Origin of the sequence: Streptomyces pyxinicus (assembly GCF_024753135.1) — a bacterium.
In the GTDB taxonomy this organism is placed as follows: domain Bacteria; phylum Actinomycetota; class Actinomycetes; order Streptomycetales; family Streptomycetaceae; genus Streptomyces; species Streptomyces pyxinicus.
The window spans coordinates 117,716-135,269 of record NZ_JANUGP010000023.1; the positions used below are offsets into that span (position 1 = coordinate 117,716).

17 protein-coding genes are annotated in these 17,554 nt (G+C 71.9%); 16 read left to right on the plus strand and 1 reads right to left on the minus strand.

From position 1 onward, the window contains the following. The first annotated feature begins 370 nt into the window (after nt 1-370). Complete coding sequence (locus NX794_RS26000; RefSeq protein WP_258781406.1) at nt 371-1,822, plus strand: MFS transporter; 1,452 nt, start codon at nt 371-373, stop codon at nt 1,820-1,822. Between the two features lie 73 nt (nt 1,823-1,895). On the opposite strand, the gene NX794_RS26005 is transcribed toward NX794_RS26000, so the two are convergent. Beyond that, complete coding sequence (locus NX794_RS26005) at nt 1,896-2,915, minus strand: Lrp/AsnC family transcriptional regulator (RefSeq protein ID WP_258781407.1); 1,020 nt, start codon at nt 2,913-2,915, stop codon at nt 1,896-1,898. Between the two features lie 243 nt (nt 2,916-3,158). Here NX794_RS26005 and NX794_RS26010 point away from each other — a divergent pair, with 243 nt between their 5' ends. The 15 genes from NX794_RS26010 to metF all read left to right on the plus strand — a co-directional run. After that, complete coding sequence (locus NX794_RS26010; RefSeq protein ID WP_258781408.1) at nt 3,159-4,007, plus strand: SAM-dependent methyltransferase; 849 nt, start codon at nt 3,159-3,161, stop codon at nt 4,005-4,007. Between the two features lie 337 nt (nt 4,008-4,344). Continuing rightward, the gene (locus NX794_RS26015; protein WP_258781409.1) at nt 4,345-5,733 is read left to right on the plus strand and encodes an FAD-dependent oxidoreductase; all 1,389 of its coding nucleotides are present in this window, start codon (nt 4,345-4,347) and stop codon (nt 5,731-5,733) included. Nucleotides 5,734-5,898: 165 nt separating this feature from the next. Then, nucleotides 5,899-7,080, plus strand: a complete 1,182-nt coding sequence (locus NX794_RS26020) for an acyl-CoA dehydrogenase family protein (RefSeq protein ID WP_258781410.1) — start codon at nt 5,899-5,901, stop codon at nt 7,078-7,080. A gap of 41 nt (nt 7,081-7,121) precedes the next feature. Then, the gene (locus NX794_RS26025) at nt 7,122-7,601 is read left to right on the plus strand and encodes a phenazine biosynthesis protein (RefSeq protein WP_258781411.1); all 480 of its coding nucleotides are present in this window, start codon (nt 7,122-7,124) and stop codon (nt 7,599-7,601) included. A gap of 68 nt (nt 7,602-7,669) precedes the next feature. After that, a complete protein-coding gene (locus tag NX794_RS26030; RefSeq protein WP_258781412.1) occupies nt 7,670-8,854 on the plus strand; it encodes a 3-deoxy-7-phosphoheptulonate synthase in 1,185 nt (394 codons plus the stop codon). 48 nt (nt 8,855-8,902) lie between these two features. Continuing rightward, on the plus strand, nt 8,903-9,526 hold the full coding sequence (locus NX794_RS26035; RefSeq protein ID WP_258781413.1) for an isochorismatase family protein: 624 nt from the start codon (nt 8,903-8,905) through the stop codon (nt 9,524-9,526). Continuing rightward, nucleotides 9,523-11,403, plus strand: a complete 1,881-nt coding sequence (locus NX794_RS26040) for an anthranilate synthase family protein (protein ID WP_258781414.1) — start codon at nt 9,523-9,525, stop codon at nt 11,401-11,403. The genes NX794_RS26035 and NX794_RS26040 overlap by 4 nt, the downstream gene beginning before the upstream one ends. Continuing rightward, entirely contained in the window at nt 11,393-11,770 is a 378-nt protein-coding gene (locus NX794_RS26045) for a hypothetical protein (RefSeq protein ID WP_258781415.1), read from the plus strand. Before NX794_RS26040 ends, NX794_RS26045 begins: the two co-directional genes overlap by 11 nt. Next, nucleotides 11,749-12,582: a PhzF family phenazine biosynthesis protein gene (locus NX794_RS26050; RefSeq protein ID WP_258781416.1), complete on the plus strand. Its 834-nt coding sequence runs from the start codon at nt 11,749-11,751 to the stop codon at nt 12,580-12,582. The genes NX794_RS26045 and NX794_RS26050 overlap by 22 nt, the downstream gene beginning before the upstream one ends. A gap of 17 nt (nt 12,583-12,599) precedes the next feature. Further along, complete coding sequence (phzG, locus tag NX794_RS26055) at nt 12,600-13,238, plus strand: phenazine biosynthesis FMN-dependent oxidase PhzG (protein ID WP_258781418.1); 639 nt, start codon at nt 12,600-12,602, stop codon at nt 13,236-13,238. A 27-nt stretch (nt 13,239-13,265) separates the two neighbouring features. Continuing rightward, nucleotides 13,266-13,808, plus strand: a complete 543-nt coding sequence (locus NX794_RS26060; protein WP_258781420.1) for a flavin reductase family protein — start codon at nt 13,266-13,268, stop codon at nt 13,806-13,808. Nucleotides 13,809-13,816: 8 nt separating this feature from the next. After that, nucleotides 13,817-14,431, plus strand: a complete 615-nt coding sequence (gene wrbA / locus NX794_RS26065) for an NAD(P)H:quinone oxidoreductase (RefSeq protein ID WP_258781421.1) — start codon at nt 13,817-13,819, stop codon at nt 14,429-14,431. 117 nt (nt 14,432-14,548) lie between these two features. After that, nucleotides 14,549-15,712 (plus strand): methionine adenosyltransferase, encoded by a 1,164-nt coding sequence (gene metK / locus NX794_RS26070; protein WP_258781422.1) that lies wholly within the window; start codon nt 14,549-14,551, stop codon nt 15,710-15,712. Between the two features lies 1 nt (nt 15,713). Continuing rightward, a complete protein-coding gene (locus NX794_RS26075; protein WP_258781423.1) occupies nt 15,714-16,643 on the plus strand; it encodes a carbohydrate kinase family protein in 930 nt (309 codons plus the stop codon). Beyond that, on the plus strand, nt 16,640-17,554 hold a 915-nt coding region (metF, locus tag NX794_RS26080; protein WP_258781425.1), incomplete at its 3' end, for a methylenetetrahydrofolate reductase [NAD(P)H]. The genes NX794_RS26075 and metF, both read left to right, overlap by 4 nt.

The following is a 17,554-nucleotide window of genomic DNA, read 5'->3' on the forward strand; positions in this document are numbered from 1 at the left end:
GAACGTAACGGAGTGAAGCCTCGGCGCACCAGCGGCGGCCGGGGAATCCAGCGTGGAGTGATCACGCTCGCCCGCTCCAGTCTCGGCGGCGGACTGGAGGATTTCTTCCATCGGGGACGGCTGCGTGAAGGAACCGCACACCGGCCAGGCGGGCCGGCCTTCCCGGGGACGACCCGGCCGGCGGCACCGGCGCCCGCGCCCGTGGTGTGGGAAATCGGCACGCAGGACGGCACCGGTGGAAGGAATCCGCCATCTCTCCGCCCTGGCTGGAACCCCGGCTCACCCCTCCGCACGCTGGGTCGTGGTCGGTCCGAAGCCCCGCCGACCGGGGCCGGGCCGGCGTGTCGACAACGGTGGAGAGGAACTCCCGATGACTGCTGAGCGTGTGTTCGCGCCGACTCCCACGGCGTACCGATGGCGGTGGCTGGCGCTCACCGCCCTGCTGCTCGGTGAGGCGATGAACCTGCTGGACGCGACCATCGTGCAGGTCGCCGCGCCGGCGATCCACGCGGACCTGGGCGGGTCGGTCTCCGACATCCAGTGGTTCACGACCGCGTACACCCTGCCGTTCGCCGTGCTGCTGATCACCGGCGGCCGGCTGGGCGACATCGCCGGCCGCAAGCGGCTGTTCGTGATCGGTGTCACCGGATTCATGATCACGTCGGCCGCCTGTGCCGTGGCACCCTCCGTCGGCCTGCTCATCGCCTTCCGGGTGGTGCAGGGGGCCGCGGCGGCGGTGATCATCCCCCAGACCATCGGTCTGATCAAGACGATGTTCGCCGGACCCGAGATGTCCAAGGCGCTGGGCAGCATCGGCCCCGTGATGGGCCTGGCCGCCGTGTGTGGTCCGGTGCTCGGCGGGGTCCTGACCCACGCGGACCTGTTCGGCTCCTCGTGGCGTGCGGCCTTCCTGGTGAACGTGCCCGTGTCGCTGGCCGTGCTGGCGATCTCGCCGAAGCTGATGGAGAACCGGGCGCCGAAGCGTCCCACCCTGGATCTGACCGGCACGCTGCTGGCCATGGCCGGCATCGGGCTCGTGGTCTACCCGCTGATCGGCGCCGACCTGTCGGCCCTGTCGGGGTGGAGCTGGGCGGCCATCGTGACCGGACTCTGCCTGATGGTGGTGTTCGCGGTGCACCAGCGCTCGGTGGCGGCCGGCGGGCGCAGCCCCCTGGTGGAGCCGAGCCTGTTCGCCCACCGGGGTTTCCCCGCCGCCCTGGTGACCTCGACCGCGTTCTTCGCCGTCACCAACGGCCTGATGATGGTCATCGTGCTTCAGCTGCAACTCGGTCTGGGAACCGACGTACTGAAGGCGGGCCTGACCCTCGCGCCGTGGTCGGTCGGCCTGGCCGTCGCCTCCTGGGTGGCCGGAGCGTACCTGGTCAAGCGCTACGGGCACCGCATGATGACCCTCGGGCTCGCCGTACTGCTGGCCGGTGAGCTGGCCGCCATCGCGGTGTACCACGTCGCGGACCCCGACCGGTACCCCACGGCGCTGCTGTTCGCACTCGGTGTGGTGGGACTCGGGGTGGGCCTGTTCAGCCCCGCCTTCTTCACCATCGCCCTCAAGCCTCTGCAACCGCAGGAGATCGGCTCGGCCGCCGGTCTGCTCAACGCCGTCCAGCAGCTGGGCGCCACGCTCGGGGTGGCCGTCCTCGGCAGCGTGTACCTGGGCAGCGCCCGGTCCGGCGACGCGGGTTCGGCACTGCACGCCGTCCAGTTGGCGTTCTGGGTCGCCGTCGTCCTCGTGCTGGTGAGCTTCGTGACGAGCCGCCTGATGGTCGACAGGAACGCACCGGAGGAGGCCGGGGCGGGACACTAGCCAGTCCTTTCGCACGCGGAGCGGAGCGACGAGCGGCGGCCTTCGGGCCGCCGCTTCGTCGTGTGGGGGAGCCTCAGACGCGGGGACGCGGGGCGGTCGCGGAGCGCCGCGTGCGGGCCAGGTCCGTGAGGATCGGACTGGCCGCCTTGAGGTTCTGCAGCACTGGGCTGGTCTCCAGAGTGTGGATCGCGTCCAGGGAGCCGAGGCGACGGGCCAGGTAGTGGTGCAGGTCGGCGGGGTCACGGCACAAGGCCTGGGCCACCAGGTTGGTGGGGCCGGTGGTCGCCGCGACGAAGGCCAGTTCGTCATGGCCGGCGAGCGTCGTCGCCACGTGCTCCAGGTGTGCCGGGCTCACCGACATCCACAGCAGGGCGCGGGTGTTGGCGCCGAAGTGTCCGGTGTCGACCTCGACGTCGAAGAAGAGCGCGCCGCCTGCCTGGAGATCCGCGAGGCGGCGGGCCACGGTGACCGGGGACCACCCGGTGGCCTGCGCCAGCTCGGCGTGCGTGGCCCGGCCGTCCCGCTGTAGCGCCACCAGCAAGGCGGCGTCTCCTTCCGCGAGTTGGCGCGGCACCGGGGTGTAGGAGGTGTCCGCCGCCTCGTGCTCGCGCAGGACCCGCTGCTGCTTGTCGTCGAGGCTGTCGGTGCTGCGCCGCCAGTTCGTCGGGCCGCCGAGGTAGGTGTGCAGGATGCAGTGCGCCGACACCGCGGTGATGTGGTTGGTGCGCGGGATGTCACGCAGCAGCAGGGAGTTGTCCGCTCCCGACTCGGTCGGGGTGTGGATGATCGCGACGATCTCGGTGCCGCCGGAGGTGAGCTTCACCCACGAGGTGTCCTGCCTGCGGACCAGGGCGTGGGCCACGTCCTGCGCGGTGCTCGCCGCCGCGGTGAGCCGCACGAGCCACTGGGTCTGCCCGGCCTGATGCGGGTCCGGGAGCCCCACGACCCGCAGGGACGCCTCGGTGCGCAGCCTGCGGTAGCGGCGGGCCACTGTCTGGGGGGAGACGTCGAGTGCGGCGGCGATCTGGCTGAAAGGCGCACGGCCATCGATGTACAGCGCGTGGATCAGGGCACGGTCCAGGTCGTCGAGCATGCACACATCCTTCAGTGAGGGCCTGCTCCGTGGAATAAAGTTGAAGATAGCGCAGGGCACGCTACCATCGCAGCGGCAAGGCCCCGCAGAATTCCATCAGTTCACTTGTCCGGGCCGGGACGGCCGGGCATTCGCATCATCCGGCCGGGAAGTATTCCGTATTTTAACGGATCTCGAAGTCCGCGGTTCTACCCGTAACTCAGCGCTTTTCCGTTGCCTTGAACTGGTCTTGGGGAGGATTTTATGGTGGATTTGCAGACGCCTTCGGTGGGAGTCGGACAGACCGCGCTCTTCATAGCCTGGATGCGTCAACTGGAAAGCGAGCGTCCGGACGCGCTGTTCCGGGACCCGCTCGCCGGCGCGATGCTCGGGGCGCTGGCCGAGGACCCGGTGCTGGCCGACGTGGCCGAGGTGATCAAGCAGACGCACACCAGTGCCGCGGGCTTCCCGACGTACTTCGCGGTGCGCACCCGGTTCTTCGACGACGAGATCCTGGCCGGTCTCGGCTCCGGGATCCGGCAGGTCGTCACGCTGGCCGCCGGTGTGGACGGCCGCACCGTACGGCTGGACCTGCCGGCCGGCACCCGCTGGTTCGAGGTGGAGCTGCCGGAGATGACCCGGTTCAAGGACGCCCTGATCGAGCGGTCCGGGCTGCCCCTGGCCTGTGAGCGCCGCGGGGTCGCCGCCGATCTGCGCGAGGACTGGCCCCAGGCCCTGCGAGCTGCCGGTTTCGATCCCGCTCAGCCGACGGTGTGGCTGGTCGAGGGTCTGCTGATGTACCTGACCGACACGGCGAACGAGACGCTGCTGGCCGGCCTGACGGAACTGTCCGCGCCGGGCAGCCGGCTCATGCTGGAGCACCTCAAGGCGGCCATGCTCGAAGAAGCCGGCAGGCCCGTGCGCGAGCGGGTCGAGGAACAGGGCGCCCGGTGGCTGTCGGCCCGCGACGACATCGAGGAGTGGCTCGGCGGCCACGGCTGGCGGGCCCGGGTGCACGCGGGCGACGACCCGCGCATCGGCCACGGGCGCACCGTCGCCCCGCTGCCGGCGTGCTGGCTCGCGACCGCGACGCTCACCGGTCCGGCACGCTGACGGGAATCGCCCGCGGCCGGTAACTCGGAATTATTTGTTCCGCCACCGGAAGACGCCTTTTCCTCGCGCCATTCGTCGTCCAGGTGAAGACCGGCGGTTCGTCCGTTTTCCGGGCGGCCGGCCACGGCAGTCGGACGGTGGATTCCGGATCCCGGCGAATCGGCCCGGCGCATCCTGTCCCGGCGCATCCTGTCCCGACGCATCCCGCCCGAAGTCGCCGTTCCGTCAATCGGAACGTGAGACTCCCCGGAATTCACCGTGCGCACTTTGCGGACGCACCCAGGAAACTTGCTCGGTCACCCGTCCCGAGGACAACAGAGGTCACCAGAGGAATCCGATGCCTGACGACATCGCACGCCCCCCCGATCCCGCGGAGCCGCGCCCCCGTGGCGGCCACTGCGTGGTGCTCGGGGCCAGCATCGCCGGCCTCTTCGCCGCCCGGGTGCTGTCCGACGCCTTCGACCGGGTCACGGTCGTCGACCGGGACGCCCTCCCGGAGACCGACGAGAACCGGCGCGGGGTACCGCAGGGCCGGCACGCCCACGCGATCCTTCCGGCCGGCACCCGGGGGCTTCAGCAGCTGTTCCCGGGGCTTCTGGAGGAGTTCGAGGCCGACGGGGTGCCCGTCGTCCGCGAACCGGTCGAGATGCACTTCGCGCCTGGCGGCCATCTCCTGTGCCAGGAGGGCCGGTATGCCGACCCCACCCCCACCTATCAGCCGACCCGGCCCCGGCTGGAGGGTCAAGTGCGTCGCCGGGTGGGCGCGTTGCCCGGCGTGGAGATCATCGACCGGTGCGAGGCGGCGGGACTGACCGGTACTCCGGACCGGACTCGGGTGACCGGAGTACGCCTGGTGCGGCGGGGCGACGGGGCGGAGCGGGAGCTGGCCGCGGACCTCGTCGTCGACGCCACAGGGCGGGGCGGTCGCACCACCCGCTGGCTGTCCGATCTGGGCTACGAACCCCCGCGCGAGGACCGGATCGCCGTCGACATCAAGTACGTCAGCCGGAATCTGCGGCTCGCTCCCGGGGCCCTCGGCCGTCGGAAGGTCGTCATCGTCGGGGCCGCGCCCGGCCGGCCCACCGGTGCCACCCTCCTCCAGCACGGAGCCGACCACTGGATGCTCACCCTGATCGGCTACGGCGGCCACCACCCGCCGACCGACCCCGGCGAGTTCCTGGAGTTCGCCAAGCCCGTCATGCCCTCCGACGTCTTCGAGGCCCTGTGCGCGGCCGAGCCGCTCGACGACCCGGTGGCCCACCGTTACCCGGCCAGCGTGCGCCGCCGCTACGAACGGCTGGAGCGTTTCCCCGAGGGGCTCCTCGTGTTCGGTGACGCCATCTGCAGCTTCAACCCCGTCTACGGTCAGGGCATGTCGGTCGCGGCGCTCCAGGCCGACGCGTTGCGGGAGTGCCTCGGCAAGGGCCGCGACCGGTTGTCGTACCGCTTCTTCCGTGCCGCCGCCCGCAGGATCGAGGTGGCCTGGCAGATGGCCGTCGGCAGCGACCTGTCCCTCCCCGAGGTGACGGGCCCCCGGCCGCTGCCGGTACGCCTGACCAACGCCTTCTTCGACCGGGTGATGACGGCGGCCGAACGGGACCCGGTGGTCGCCCAGGAGTTCGTCAAGGTCGGCTCGCTGCTCTCGTCGCCGCTCATCCTGCTGCACCCCCGCACGGTCGGCCGGGTCCTGCTCGGAAACCTTCTCCATCCCGCACGGCGAGACTAGGAATTCCGCTTCACACAGCGCGGGCCGAAAGGCGTGCCGCGCCGCTGGAACCTGCCTTTTTCGGCATTCCGTATTCCCGGAGAAGCGGGAATAGAGGCCTTGACTGCGGGGTATTTCGGCCCCTAGCGTCACCGGCGCCGACACATTCGAGAGGAATGATTCGAAATGAAGATTCCCGACCGGCCCGAGCTTGTCGCGCGGGCCGACGCCCTGCGGGAGCTGCTCTGGGACGATGCCGTCGAATGCGAGCGGGAGCGGCGCCTTTCCGACCGGGTCGTCACCGCTCTGACCGAGGCGGGGCTGCTGCGCCTGCAGACACCGCGGCGGCTCGGCGGCTACGAGACGGACATGCGCACCCTGCTCGACGTCGCCATCGCGCTGGGCCGCGGCTGCCCGTCGGCCGCCTGGATCGCGGGAGTGCTGAACGCCGGGAACTTCATGGCCGGCCTCTTCCCGCACGGGGCCGGCGACGAGGTGTGGGGCGACGACCCGGACGCCCGTGCCGCGCTCGTCCTGGGGATGCCCTCGCCGGCCGTCGAGCTCGTCGAGGGCGGGGCGGTGGTCAGCGGCGAATGGGCCTACGTCTCGGGCTGCCTGCACGCCCAGTGGGTCAGCGCCCTGATCGCCGTGCCCACCGACGCGGACCGGCCCGATGTGCGGTTCGCGCTGATGCCGGTCGGCGAGGTGGCCGTCAAGGACACCTGGTACTTCGCCGGCATGCGCGGCACCGGCTCCAACACCGTCGTCGCCGACCGGGTCTTCGTGCCCGAGCACCGCCTGGTGTCCTACCTGCCGATCCTCAACGGAGAGACCGACGGGGTGGTCGACCCGGCGCTGCCCTATCGCAACAGCCTGACCGGCCTCTTCGCGATCGGGCTGATCGGCGCCCTGATCGGCGGCGCGCAGGCCGCCCTCGACTTCGTCCGCGCCAAGGGTCCGAACCGGCCCGTGGCCGGCTCCACCTACCGCGACCAGACCCAGTCCCCGACCTTCCAGCTCGACCTGGCCGAGGCCACCTCGAAGATCGACACGGCGAAGCTGGTGGCCGCCCGTATCGCGGACACCGTCGACGAACTCGCCCGCGCCGGCGTCAACGCCGACCTCACCGTCCGCGCCCGCAACCGGCTGGAGTCCACGCAGGTGGGACGGCTGTGCCGGGAGGCCGTCGACACACTGCTGACCGCCCACGGCTCCTCCGCGTTCAATGAGTCCAACCCGCTCCAGCGGCTGTGGCGCGACATCAACGTCGGCAGCCGGCACGCCGGCTTCGGCATGGGCATCCCCGAGCAGGTCTACGGCCGCGCCCTCGTCGGCGGCGACCCGCGCGAGATCAGCTTCATCGTCTGAGCAGACCGTCCGCCCCATCCCCGCTACCGCGAAGGACACTGATGTCGGACCCCCGAATACCCACCGACCGGACCGAGGAACGCGCCCGCAACCGGGCCGTCGTCGAGCAGTACATGAACACCCGTGGCGAGGACCGGCTCCGCCGCCACCTGCTGTTCACCGAGGACGGCACCGGTGGTCTGTGGACCACGGAGAGCGGCGAACCGATCGTCATCCGCGGCCGCGACCGGCTGGGCGAACACGCCGTCTGGTCCCTCAAGTGCTTCCCCGACTGGGTCTGGACCAACATCGAGATCTTCGACACCCAGGACCCGGACCGCTTCTGGGTCGAGTGCGACGGCGAGGGAAAGATTCTCTTCCCCGGATATCCCGACGGGGACTACCGCAATCACTTCCTGCATTCCTTCCTCTTCGAGGACGGGAAAATCAAGCAGCAGCGGGAGTTCATGAACCCGTGCCGGCAGTTCAAGGCTCTGGGAATCGACGTCCCGCGCATCGAGCGCGCCGGTATCCCCACCTGACACGCCGCACCGCTCAGCGGCCCGTCACGACCCGAACGCAAACCCTTATCGTCCACGGGGGAATTGTCGTGGGACAAGCACTTACCGACATCCAGCGGGCCAAGGCCCTGCAACAGCCCGAGTGGCCCGATCCCGCCCAGGTCCAGCGGGTGCGGGAGATCCTCGGCTCCCGTCCGCCGCTGGTCCGCGTCGACGACGTACGCACCCTGCGCTCGCTGCTGGCCTCCGTGGCCGCGGGCGAGGCGCTCGTGGTGCAGGCAGGCGACTGCGCAGAGGACCCGGAGGAGTGCACGGCCGAGCACGTGCGGCGCAAGACCGCCGCCCTCGACCTGCTGGCCACCACCCTGAAGATGCTCACCGGCAAACCCGTCCTCCGGGTCGGGCGGCTGGCCGGCCAGTTCGCCAAGCCCCGCTCGAACGACTTCGAGCAGATCGGCGAGGTGGCGCTGCCCGTCTACCGAGGGCACATGGTCAACAGCCCCGCGCCCGACCCGGAGAGCCGCCGCCCCGACCCGCTGCGCATCCTCACCGGGTACATGGCGGCCGGCGACATCGTCGACCACCTCGGCTGGCGCGCCCCCGCCCTGCGCTCCTGGCCCGCCACCGAACCCCTGGTGTGGACGAGTCACGAGGCCCTCCTGCTGGACTACGAGGTCCCGATGATCCGCGAACTCGGCGACACCACGCGGTGGCTGGGGTCCACCCACTGGCCGTGGATCGGCGAGCGGACCCGCCAGCTGGACGGTGCCCACGTGGATCTGCTGTCCGACGTGGTGAACCCGGTCGCCTGCAAGGTCGGTCCCGCCATGACGCCCGAGGAGATCACCTCGCTGTGCGAGCGTCTCGACCCGCTGCGCGAGCCTGGCCGGCTCACGCTGATCTCGCGGATGGGGGCCGACGCCGTCGCCGACCGGCTGCCGGCTCTGGTGGCCGCGGTGCGCTCGGCGGCCCACCCGGTGATCTGGCTGTGCGACCCCATGCACGGCAACACGATCACCGCACCCGGCGGACACAAGACCCGGCTGCTGACCGCCATGGCCCATGAGGTGCAGGCCTTCTGCCAGGCGACCGCGGCGGCCGGCGGTGTGGCCGGCGGGCTCCACCTGGAGACCACCCCGGACGACGTCATGGAGTGCGCGGCGGACGCCTCCGCGCTCGGCCGGATCGGCGAGCGCCACACCACCTTCTGCGATCCGCGCCTCAACTCCCGGCAGGCCGTGTCCCTGGTCACCGCCTGGGCCGGTGCCCTGTGACGCGCGTGCCGACCGACGCGGCCACCCTGCCGGAAAGGAGCTGACCTCATGGCCGGCCTACCGACCATCACGCCGTATCCGCTGCCCGCCCGTGCGAGCCTGCCCGAGAACGTGGCGCGCTGGACCCCCGACCCGGACCGCGCCGTCCTGCTCGTCCACGACATGCAGGGCTACTTCCTCAGGGCCCTGCCCGAACCGCTGCGCTCCGACCTCGTGAACAACGCCGCCGCTCTGCGCGGCCGGGCCGCCGCCCTCGGGGTGCCCGTGGCCTACACCGCCCAGCCCGGCCGGATGACCGACGAGGACCGCGGTCTGCTCAGGGACTTCTGGGGTCCCGGCATGCGCACGGAGCCCGCCGACCGCGAGGTGACGGGCAAGCTGGCGCCCGCCGAGGACGACTGGGTGTTCACCAAGTGGCGCTACAGCGCGTTCTTCCGCACCGACCTGCTGGAGCGGATGCGCGCGGCCCGGCGCGACCAGCTCGTCCTGTGCGGGGTGTACGCCCATGTCGGCCTCCTCGCCACCGCCCTGGAGGCGTACGCCAACGACATTCAGGCCTTCCTCGTCGCCGACGCGGTCGGTGACTTCTCCGCGGACCATCACCGCCTCGCCCTTGAGTACGCGGCCCAGCGCTGCGCGGTGGTCCTCCCGGTCGCGGAGGTGTTCGCATGACCGCCTCCCACGGCGACCTCCTGGACCGGGTGCTGAGCATGGAGACGTCCGCCTTCGCCCTGCTGCACCGCCCGGAGACCGGCGCCCCGGACACCGTCGACGTCCTGGTCGGCGACGTGAGCCTGCCCCGGACGCTCGCCGACATCCCGCTCACCGACCGAGCACCGGGCGCCGGGCACGACGTGCTGGTCGTCGTGCCCTACCGGCAGCTCACCGAGCGGGGCTTCACCGCCCCCGACGACGGTGCGCCCCTCGTCGCGCTCTCCGTCACCGGCCAGGACCAGGTGTCCCTGTCCGAACTCCTGCTCCGCCTGCCGGACACCCCCACGTCCGTGACCGCCCACGGCTTCGACGTCGACGACGAGCGGTACGCCGAGACGGTCCGCCGGGTCGTCACCGACGAGATCGGCACCGGCGAGGGCGCCAACTTCGTCGTCAAGCGGTCCTTCGTCGCCGACATCGGCGACTATTCGCCGAGGGCCGCGCTGGTGTTCTTCCGCCGGCTGCTGGAGCGGGAGCAGGGCGCGTACTGGACGTTCGTCGTGCACACCGGTGAGCGCACCCTCGTCGGCGCGACTCCCGAGCGGCACATCTCGGTGAGCGGCGGCACCGCCGTCATGAATCCCATCAGCGGCACCTACCGCTACCCGCCGGCCGGACCCACTCTGGAGGGTGTCACCGAGTTCCTCGCCGACCGCAAGGAGACCGACGAGCTGTACATGGTCGTCGACGAGGAACTGAAGATGATGGCCCGCATCTGCGAGGGCGGCGGCCGGGTACTCGGCCCCTACCTCAAGGAGATGGCCCGGCTCGCCCACACCGAGTACTTCATCGAGGGGCACACCCGCCGGGACGTCCGCGAGATCCTTCGCGAGACCCTGTTCGCGCCCACCGTCACCGGCAGCCCGCTGGAGAACGCGGCCCGGGTCATCGCCAAGTACGAGCCGGACGGCCGGGGTTACTACAGCGGCGTGGCCGCGCTGATCGGCCGTGACGGCGGTGGCGAGCGTACCCTCGACTCGGCCATCCTCATCCGCACCGCCGACATCGACACCGCGGGCCGGGTACGGATCGGGGCGGGCGCCACTCTCGTGCGGCACTCCGACCCGTACGCGGAGGTCGCCGAGACCCGGGCCAAGGCGGCCGGCCTGCTGGGCGCGCTGGAGTCCGGCCGGAGCCTGCGGTACGGCAGCCATCCGGACGTCCGCGCGGCGCTGGACCGCCGCAACGACGGCATCGCCGAGTTCTGGCTCAAGGGCGGCGGCACACCGGGACCCGCCGTGCCCGGCCTCGCCGGAGTGAGCGCCCTGGTCGTCGACGCGGAGGACACCTTCACCGCGATGATCGGCCACCAACTGCGCGCCCTGGGGCTGGAGGTGACGACGCGCCGCTTCGACGAGCCGTACGCCTTCGAGGGCCACGACCTCGTCGTGATGGGACCGGGGCCGGGGGACCCGCGTGCGGCCGACGACCCCAAGATGCGCCACCTGCGCACAGCCGTCGGTCAACTCCTGGCGCAACGTCGCCCGTTCGTGGCCGTCTGCCTCAGCCATCAGGTGCTGAGCCTGAGCCTCGGACTCGACCTGGCGCGCCGCGAGGTACCGAACCAGGGCGTGCAGCGGGAGATCGACCTGTTCGGCAGCCGTGAACGCGTCGGTTTCTACAACACGTTCGCCGCCCGCAGCGTCGAGGACAAACTGGACACCGCCGGTTGCGGGCTCGTGGAGGTCAGCCGCGACCCCGTGACCCGCGAGGTGCACGCCCTGCGCGGGCCCTCGTTCGCCTCGATGCAGTTCCACGCCGAGTCGGTGCTCACCGTCGACGGGCCCCGCATCATGGGCCGCACCCTCCGGGAGGTGCTCCAGCGTGCGGGCTGACATCGCCTGGTGGGACCTGGACGGCACCGGGCAGACCATCGACTCCCTGCGCGCGGACCTGTGCGACGCGACCGTGGCCGCCTGGAGCGAGGTGCCGGGACTGCGGCTGAAGTTCTGGCTGGCGGACCGGGAGAACAACCGATGGGGGGCGGTGATGCTCTGGGAGGCGGACCGCCCGGACGAACTGCCGCCCAACCGGGCCGCCCAGCTGATCGGCGGCCCGCCGGCCCACCGCGGCCGGTTCGACGTCGAGGCCACCGCCGGGGCAGCGCACGAGCTGCCCCGGCACGGCGGCCCCGGAACCGCGTTCACGGCAAACACAGCCACTTCGGGGGATGAGCCATCGTGCACGAATACATCGTCGTAGACGCCTTCGCCCGCACCCCGCTCGAAGGCAATCCGGTCGCGGTCTTCCTCGACGCGGCGGACCTCACCGGCACGCTGATGCAGCGCATCGCCAAGGAGATGAACCTCTCCGAGGTCACCTTCGTGCTGCCGGCCGAGCAGGGCGGCGACGCGCGGATCCGCATTTTCACGCCGGTCAACGAACTGCCCTTCGCGGGACACCCGTTGCTCGGCACGGCGGTGGCGCTCGGCCGCAGGCTCAAGGAGGAGCACCTGCGGCTGGAGACGGCCATGGGCGTCATCCCGTTCCGGCTCGTGCACGAGGAGGACGTGTCGACGGCGCGCATGCGGCAGCCCGTCCCCACCTGGGAGCCGTACGAACACCGCGCGGAACTCCTCGCGGCGCTCGGCGTCGAGGAGACGGTCGCGCCCGTCGAGATCTACCGCAACGGGCCCCGCCATGTCTTCGTGGGCGTGGAGAGCGTGGCGGCCCTGTCCGCGCTGCGGCCCGACCACCGTGCCCTGAGCGCCTTCGAGGACATGGCCGCGAACTGCTTCGCCGGGTCCGGCACCCACTGGCGCACCCGGATGTTCTCGCCCGCCTACGGGGTGGTCGAGGACGCGGCCACCGGCTCGGCGGCCGGTCCCCTCGCCATCCACCTGGCCCGGCACGGACTCGCCGGCTACGGGCAGCGCCTGGAGATCCTCCAGGGTGTGGAGATGGGCCGCCCGTCCCTCATGCTCGCCACCGCCGAGGGCGCCGGCGAGACGATCCGCTCCGTCGAAGTGGGCGGCCACGGCGTCGTCGCCGCCCACGGCACCCTTCACGTCTAGTGTCCAGCGAGGAAGCCGTGAACAGCAGCCGCTTCGAAAGCCTCACCGGCGAAGTCGACCTGGACTTCGCCGAGTACGACGACCCGCCCGCCGAACCCATGGGCCTCGTCCAGCAGTGGATCGACGAGGCCACCGCCCGCGAGGTCCGCGAGCCCCGCGCACTGGCCCTCGCCACCGCCGACAGCCAGGGACGTGCCTCCAACCGCATCGTCTCCATCAGCGGCGTCAACACCCGGGGCCTGGTCTTCGCCAGTCACTCCACCAGCCAGAAGGGCCGCGAGATGGCCGCCACCGGCTGGGCGTCGGGACTCCTGTACTGGCGTGAGACCGGCCGGCAGCTCATCCTCTCCGGCCCGGTCTCCCGCCTGAGCGACGCCGACTGCGACGCCCTCTGGTACAGCCGCCCCGTGCCGATGCACCCCATGTCCGCCGCCTCCCGGCAGAGCGAACCCCTGCCGGACCTGGCCGCCCTGCGCGCCGAGGCCGACCGCCTCGCCGCGCTCGGCACCGCGCTGCCCCGTCCCGACCGCTACGTCGGATACCTGCTCGGGCCCGTCGCCGTGGAGTTCTGGTCCGCCGACTCCGACCGGCTGCACCGCAGGCTGCGCTACGACCGCCACGACGGCGGCTGGACCACGAGCCGTCTTCAGCCCTGACCGCCGCGACCCCCGGAGAGTGATCACATGGCTGCCCCAGCCGGCACCGCCCTGACCCGCGCCATGTCCCGGGTGCCCGGACCGGTCACCGTCGTGACGACCGTCGACGGCCCCGGACGGCGCTGGGGCTTCACCGCCACCTCCTTCGCCTCCCTGTCACTGGACCCGCCCCTCGTCCTGGTCTGCCTGAACCGGACCGCCAGTACGCACCCGGCGTTCGCGAGCACCGACCGCTTCCTGGTCAACCTGCTCGCGCGCGGCCAGGACCACCTCGCGCGCCGCTTCGCGCGTTCCGGCGTCGACCGGTTCGCCGAGGGGGACGCCGAGGGCGACGTCGTACCGTGCGAACTGGGGCTGCCCGGCGCCCCCGACGCGTGTGCCCGCGTCGCCTGCGCCCTGCACGCCGTGCTCGACGGCGGCGACCACAGCATCCTCGTCGGCCGCGTCCTCGACACCCATGTCGACGACGACCGCGTCCCGCTTCTCTACCTCGACCGGACGTTCACCCACCCGGCCGCCCCCCTCGACGTACCGGACCCGCTGCTGTCCCTGCACCTGGCGGAGTGGTGAGGTCCGCCGTGGACAGACCCGTGCGGGTCGCCGTCGTCTACTACTCCGCCACCGGTCACGTCGCCGACATCGCCCGCGAACTCGCCGATACCGCGGAGAAGGCGGGCGCCGAGGTCCGGCTGCGCCGGGTCGCCGAACTGGCCCCTCGGGAGGCGGTCGCCGCCCAGCCCGCCTGGGCGGCCAACGCGGCGGCGACCGCCGGCATCCCCCTCGCCGCGGTGGCGGACGTGGTGTGGGCCGACGCCGTCCTGATGGGCTCGCCGACCCGGTTCGGGAACATCGCCGCGCAGCTCAAGCAGTTCCTCGACACCCTGGGCCCGGCCTGGCGGGCGGGTGAACTCGCGGACAAGGTCTACAGCGGCTTCACCTCCACCGGCAGCCCGCACGGCGGCAACGAGTCCACCCTGCTCGCTCTGATGCAGTCCTTCCACCACTTCGGGGGCATCGTCGTCGCCCCCGGCTTCACCCATCCCGACAAGTTCGCCGACGGCAACCCGTACGGCACCGCCCACCACGACGCGGGCGGCACCGCGCCGGTCGGCGACCTCACGCGCAACGCGGCCCGTGTCCAGGCCCTCCGCGTGGTGCGCGTCGCCACGGCTCTCACGGCCGCCGCCCGCTGACCGCCCCGCCCCCGGACCGGGCCGGAGAGCCCCGAACCCCCCGCGGAGCTCTCCGGCCCTCAGCCTTCCAGCACCGCCCGTCATCAGTCAGCAGCCGCTGCGACCCCAGGGAGAGCCATGTCCCGCCGCCTGTTCACCTCGGAATCCGTGACCGAGGGACACCCCGACAAGATCGCCGACCGGATCAGCGACACCGTCCTCGACGCCCTGCTCCGGGACGATCCACGCGCCCGCGTCGCCGTCGAGACCCTCATCACCACCGGGCAGGTGCACCTCGCCGGAGAGGTCACCACGACGGCGTACGCCGACATCCCCGCGCTGGTCCGCGGCGCCGTCCTCGACATCGGCTACGACGCCTCCCAGAAGGGCTTCGACGGTCACTCGTGCGGGGTGTCCGTCTCGATCGGCGCACAGTCGCCGGACATCGCCCAGGGCGTCGACACGGGCGGCGCGGGCGACCAGGGGCTGATGTTCGGGTACGCCTGTGACGAGACGCCCCAGCTCATGCCGCTGCCCATCCAACTCGCCCACCGCCTGGCCCACCGGCTCTCGCAGGTCCGCAAGGAGGGCATCGCCCCGTACCTGCGCCCGGACGGCAAGACGCAGGTCACGGTCGAGTACGCGGGCGGCCGCGCGGTCCGTCTGGACACGGTCGTCGTCTCCGCGCAGCACGCGGCGGACGTCGACCCCGACGGGCTGCTCGCCTCCGACATCCGCACCCATGTCGTCGAGCACGAACTCGCCCGGCTGGCCGAGGACGGCATCAAGCTGGAGACCGAGGGCCACCGGCTGCTGGTCAACCCGACCGGCCGTTTCGAGATCGGCGGCCCGATGGGCGACGCCGGCCTGACCGGCCGCAAGATCATCATCGACACCTACGGGGGCATGGCCCGGCACGGCGGCGGCGCCTTCTCCGGCAAGGACCCGTCCAAGGTGGACCGCTCGGCCGCCTACGCGATGCGCTGGGTCGCCAAGAACGTCGTGGCGGCCGGCCTGGCCGCCCGCTGCGAGGTCCAGGTCGCCTACGCGATCGGCAAGGCCGAGCCCGTCGGCCTGTTCGTCGAGACCTTCGGCACCCACAAGGTGGACCCGGAGAAGATCGAGCACGCCATCACCGAGGTCTTCGACCTCCGCCCGGCCGCGATCATCCGCGACCTCGACCTGCTCCGCCCGGTCTACTCCCAGACCGCCGCCTACGGCCACTTCGGCCGCGAGCTGCCCGACTTCACCTGGGAGCGCACCGACCGCGTGGCCGCGCTGCGCACCGCCGCGGGGGCCTGACATGCGGATCGCCGTCACCGGATCCATCGCCACCGACCATCTGATGACCTTCCCCGGCCGCATCGCCGACCAGCTGCTGGCCGACCACCTCGGCCACGTCTCCCTGTCCTTCCTGGTCGACACACTGGAGATCCGCGACGGGGGAGTGGCCGCCAACATCGCCTACGGCCTGGCCCGGCTCGGCCACCGGCCACTGCTGCTGGGCGCGGTCGGCACCGACTTCGGCCCGTACGGGGAACGGCTGGCCGCGCTCGGCGTGGACGTCTCCGGCGTACACGTCTGCCCCACCCGGCACACCGCCCGCTTCCTGTGCACCACCGACCCGGACGGCAATCAGATCGCCTCCTTCCACCCGGGCGCGATGGCCGAGGCCGGGAACATCGACCTCGCCGCCGTTCTGCGCAGGGGCGCCGCCGACCTGGTGCTGATCGGCGCCGACGACCCGGCCGCGATGCTCCGTCACACGCAGGCGTGCCGCACCCACGGGACTCCCTTCGCCGCCGACCCGTCCCAGCAGCTCGCCGCGCTCGACGGGGACCGGGTCCGGCAACTCGTCGAGGACGCCGACCACTTGTTCACCAACGAGTACGAACACGCCCTGCTGCTCGCCAAGACGGGCTGGAGCCGTACCGACGTCCTGCGCCGCGTCGGCACCTGGGTCACCACCCTCGGAGACAAGGGCAGCCGCGTCGAACGCGCCGGCGACCCTCCGCTGGACGTCCCCGCCGTCCCGGCCGACCGGGTCCCGGACCCGACCGGCGCCGGGGACGCCTTCCGCGCCGGCTATCTCGCCGCGCTGTCCGCCGGCCTCGACACCACCGGGCGTGCCCGGCTCGGCTCGGAACTGGCCACACTCGCTCTGACCAGCGTCGGCACCCAGACCTACACCGTGCCAAGCGCCCTCGTACCCTCAGGAGGCGACCCGACATGACGGCCCAGGCACCCGTGGCCGAGCCGACCCGCAAGGGTCCCTCCGAACTGATCGCGGCCGGCCACCGCTCGTACTCCTTCGAGTTCTTCCCGCCGAGGACCGGCACCGGCCGACGGGCCCTGTGGAGCGCGCTGCGCCGCGTCGAGACGCTCAACCCGTCCTTCGTGTCCATCACCTACGGTGCCGGCGGCACCTCCCGCGAGCGCACCACCGACGTCACCCGGCGGATCGCCGAGGACACCACCCTGCGCCCGGTCGCCCACCTCACCGCCGTCGACCACTCCATCGCCGAACTCCGCTCGATCATCGGCCGCTACGCCGACGCCGGCATCCGCGACATCATCGCCCTGCGCGGCGACCCGTCCGGAGACCCGCGGGGCCCGTGGACCCCGCATCCCCACGGCGTCCGCTACGCGGCCGAACTCGTCGAACTCATCCGCTCCTGCGGCGCCTTCTCCATCGGAGTCGCGGCGTTCCCCGAACGGCACCCGCGCTCACCCGACTGGGACACCGACATCCGGCACTTCGTCGCCAAGTGCCGGGCCGGCGCCGACTACGCCGTCACCCAGATGTTCTTCCGTGCCGAGGACTACCTCCGGCTGCGCGACCGTCTCGCCGCCGCCGGCTGCGACACCCCCGTCATCCCCGGCATCATGCCCGCCACCCGCTACGAACAGATCGCCCGTTTCGCCCGCCTCAGCGACGCGGCCTTCCCCGCCGACCTCGCCGCCGGCCTGCGCGCCGCGCGGAACGACCCGGCCCTCTCGCACCGCATCGGCGTCGACCGCGCCACCGCACTCGCCCAGCGCCTCCTCGACGAAGGCGCCCCCGGCCTGCACTACATCACCCTGAACGACTCCTCCGCGGCGACGGACATCCACCGCGCCCTGCGCCTCCCGGAGATCCGCCCG

Excerpts from the sequence above, each read along its gene's own strand:
- NX794_RS26060 (WP_258781420.1), top strand. The coding sequence starts at position 13,266 with ATGGCTGCCCCAGCCGGCACCGCCCTGACCCGCGCCATGTCCCGGGTG.
- NX794_RS26035 (WP_258781413.1), top strand. The coding sequence starts at position 8,903 with ATGGCCGGCCTACCGACCATCACGCCGTATCCGCTGCCCGCCCGTGCG.
- NX794_RS26040 (WP_258781414.1), top strand. The coding sequence starts at position 9,523 with ATGACCGCCTCCCACGGCGACCTCCTGGACCGGGTGCTGAGCATGGAG.
- NX794_RS26075 (WP_258781423.1), top strand. The coding sequence starts at position 15,714 with ATGCGGATCGCCGTCACCGGATCCATCGCCACCGACCATCTGATGACC.
- metK (WP_258781422.1), top strand. The coding sequence starts at position 14,549 with ATGTCCCGCCGCCTGTTCACCTCGGAATCCGTGACCGAGGGACACCCC.
- NX794_RS26010 (WP_258781408.1), top strand. The coding sequence starts at position 3,159 with ATGGTGGATTTGCAGACGCCTTCGGTGGGAGTCGGACAGACCGCGCTC.
- NX794_RS26025 (WP_258781411.1), top strand. The coding sequence starts at position 7,122 with ATGTCGGACCCCCGAATACCCACCGACCGGACCGAGGAACGCGCCCGC.
- NX794_RS26020 (WP_258781410.1), top strand. The coding sequence starts at position 5,899 with ATGAAGATTCCCGACCGGCCCGAGCTTGTCGCGCGGGCCGACGCCCTG.
- NX794_RS26000 (WP_258781406.1), top strand. The coding sequence starts at position 371 with ATGACTGCTGAGCGTGTGTTCGCGCCGACTCCCACGGCGTACCGATGG.
- NX794_RS26015 (WP_258781409.1), top strand. The coding sequence starts at position 4,345 with ATGCCTGACGACATCGCACGCCCCCCCGATCCCGCGGAGCCGCGCCCC.
- NX794_RS26005 (WP_258781407.1), bottom strand. The coding sequence starts at position 2,915 with ATGCTCGACGACCTGGACCGTGCCCTGATCCACGCGCTGTACATCGAT.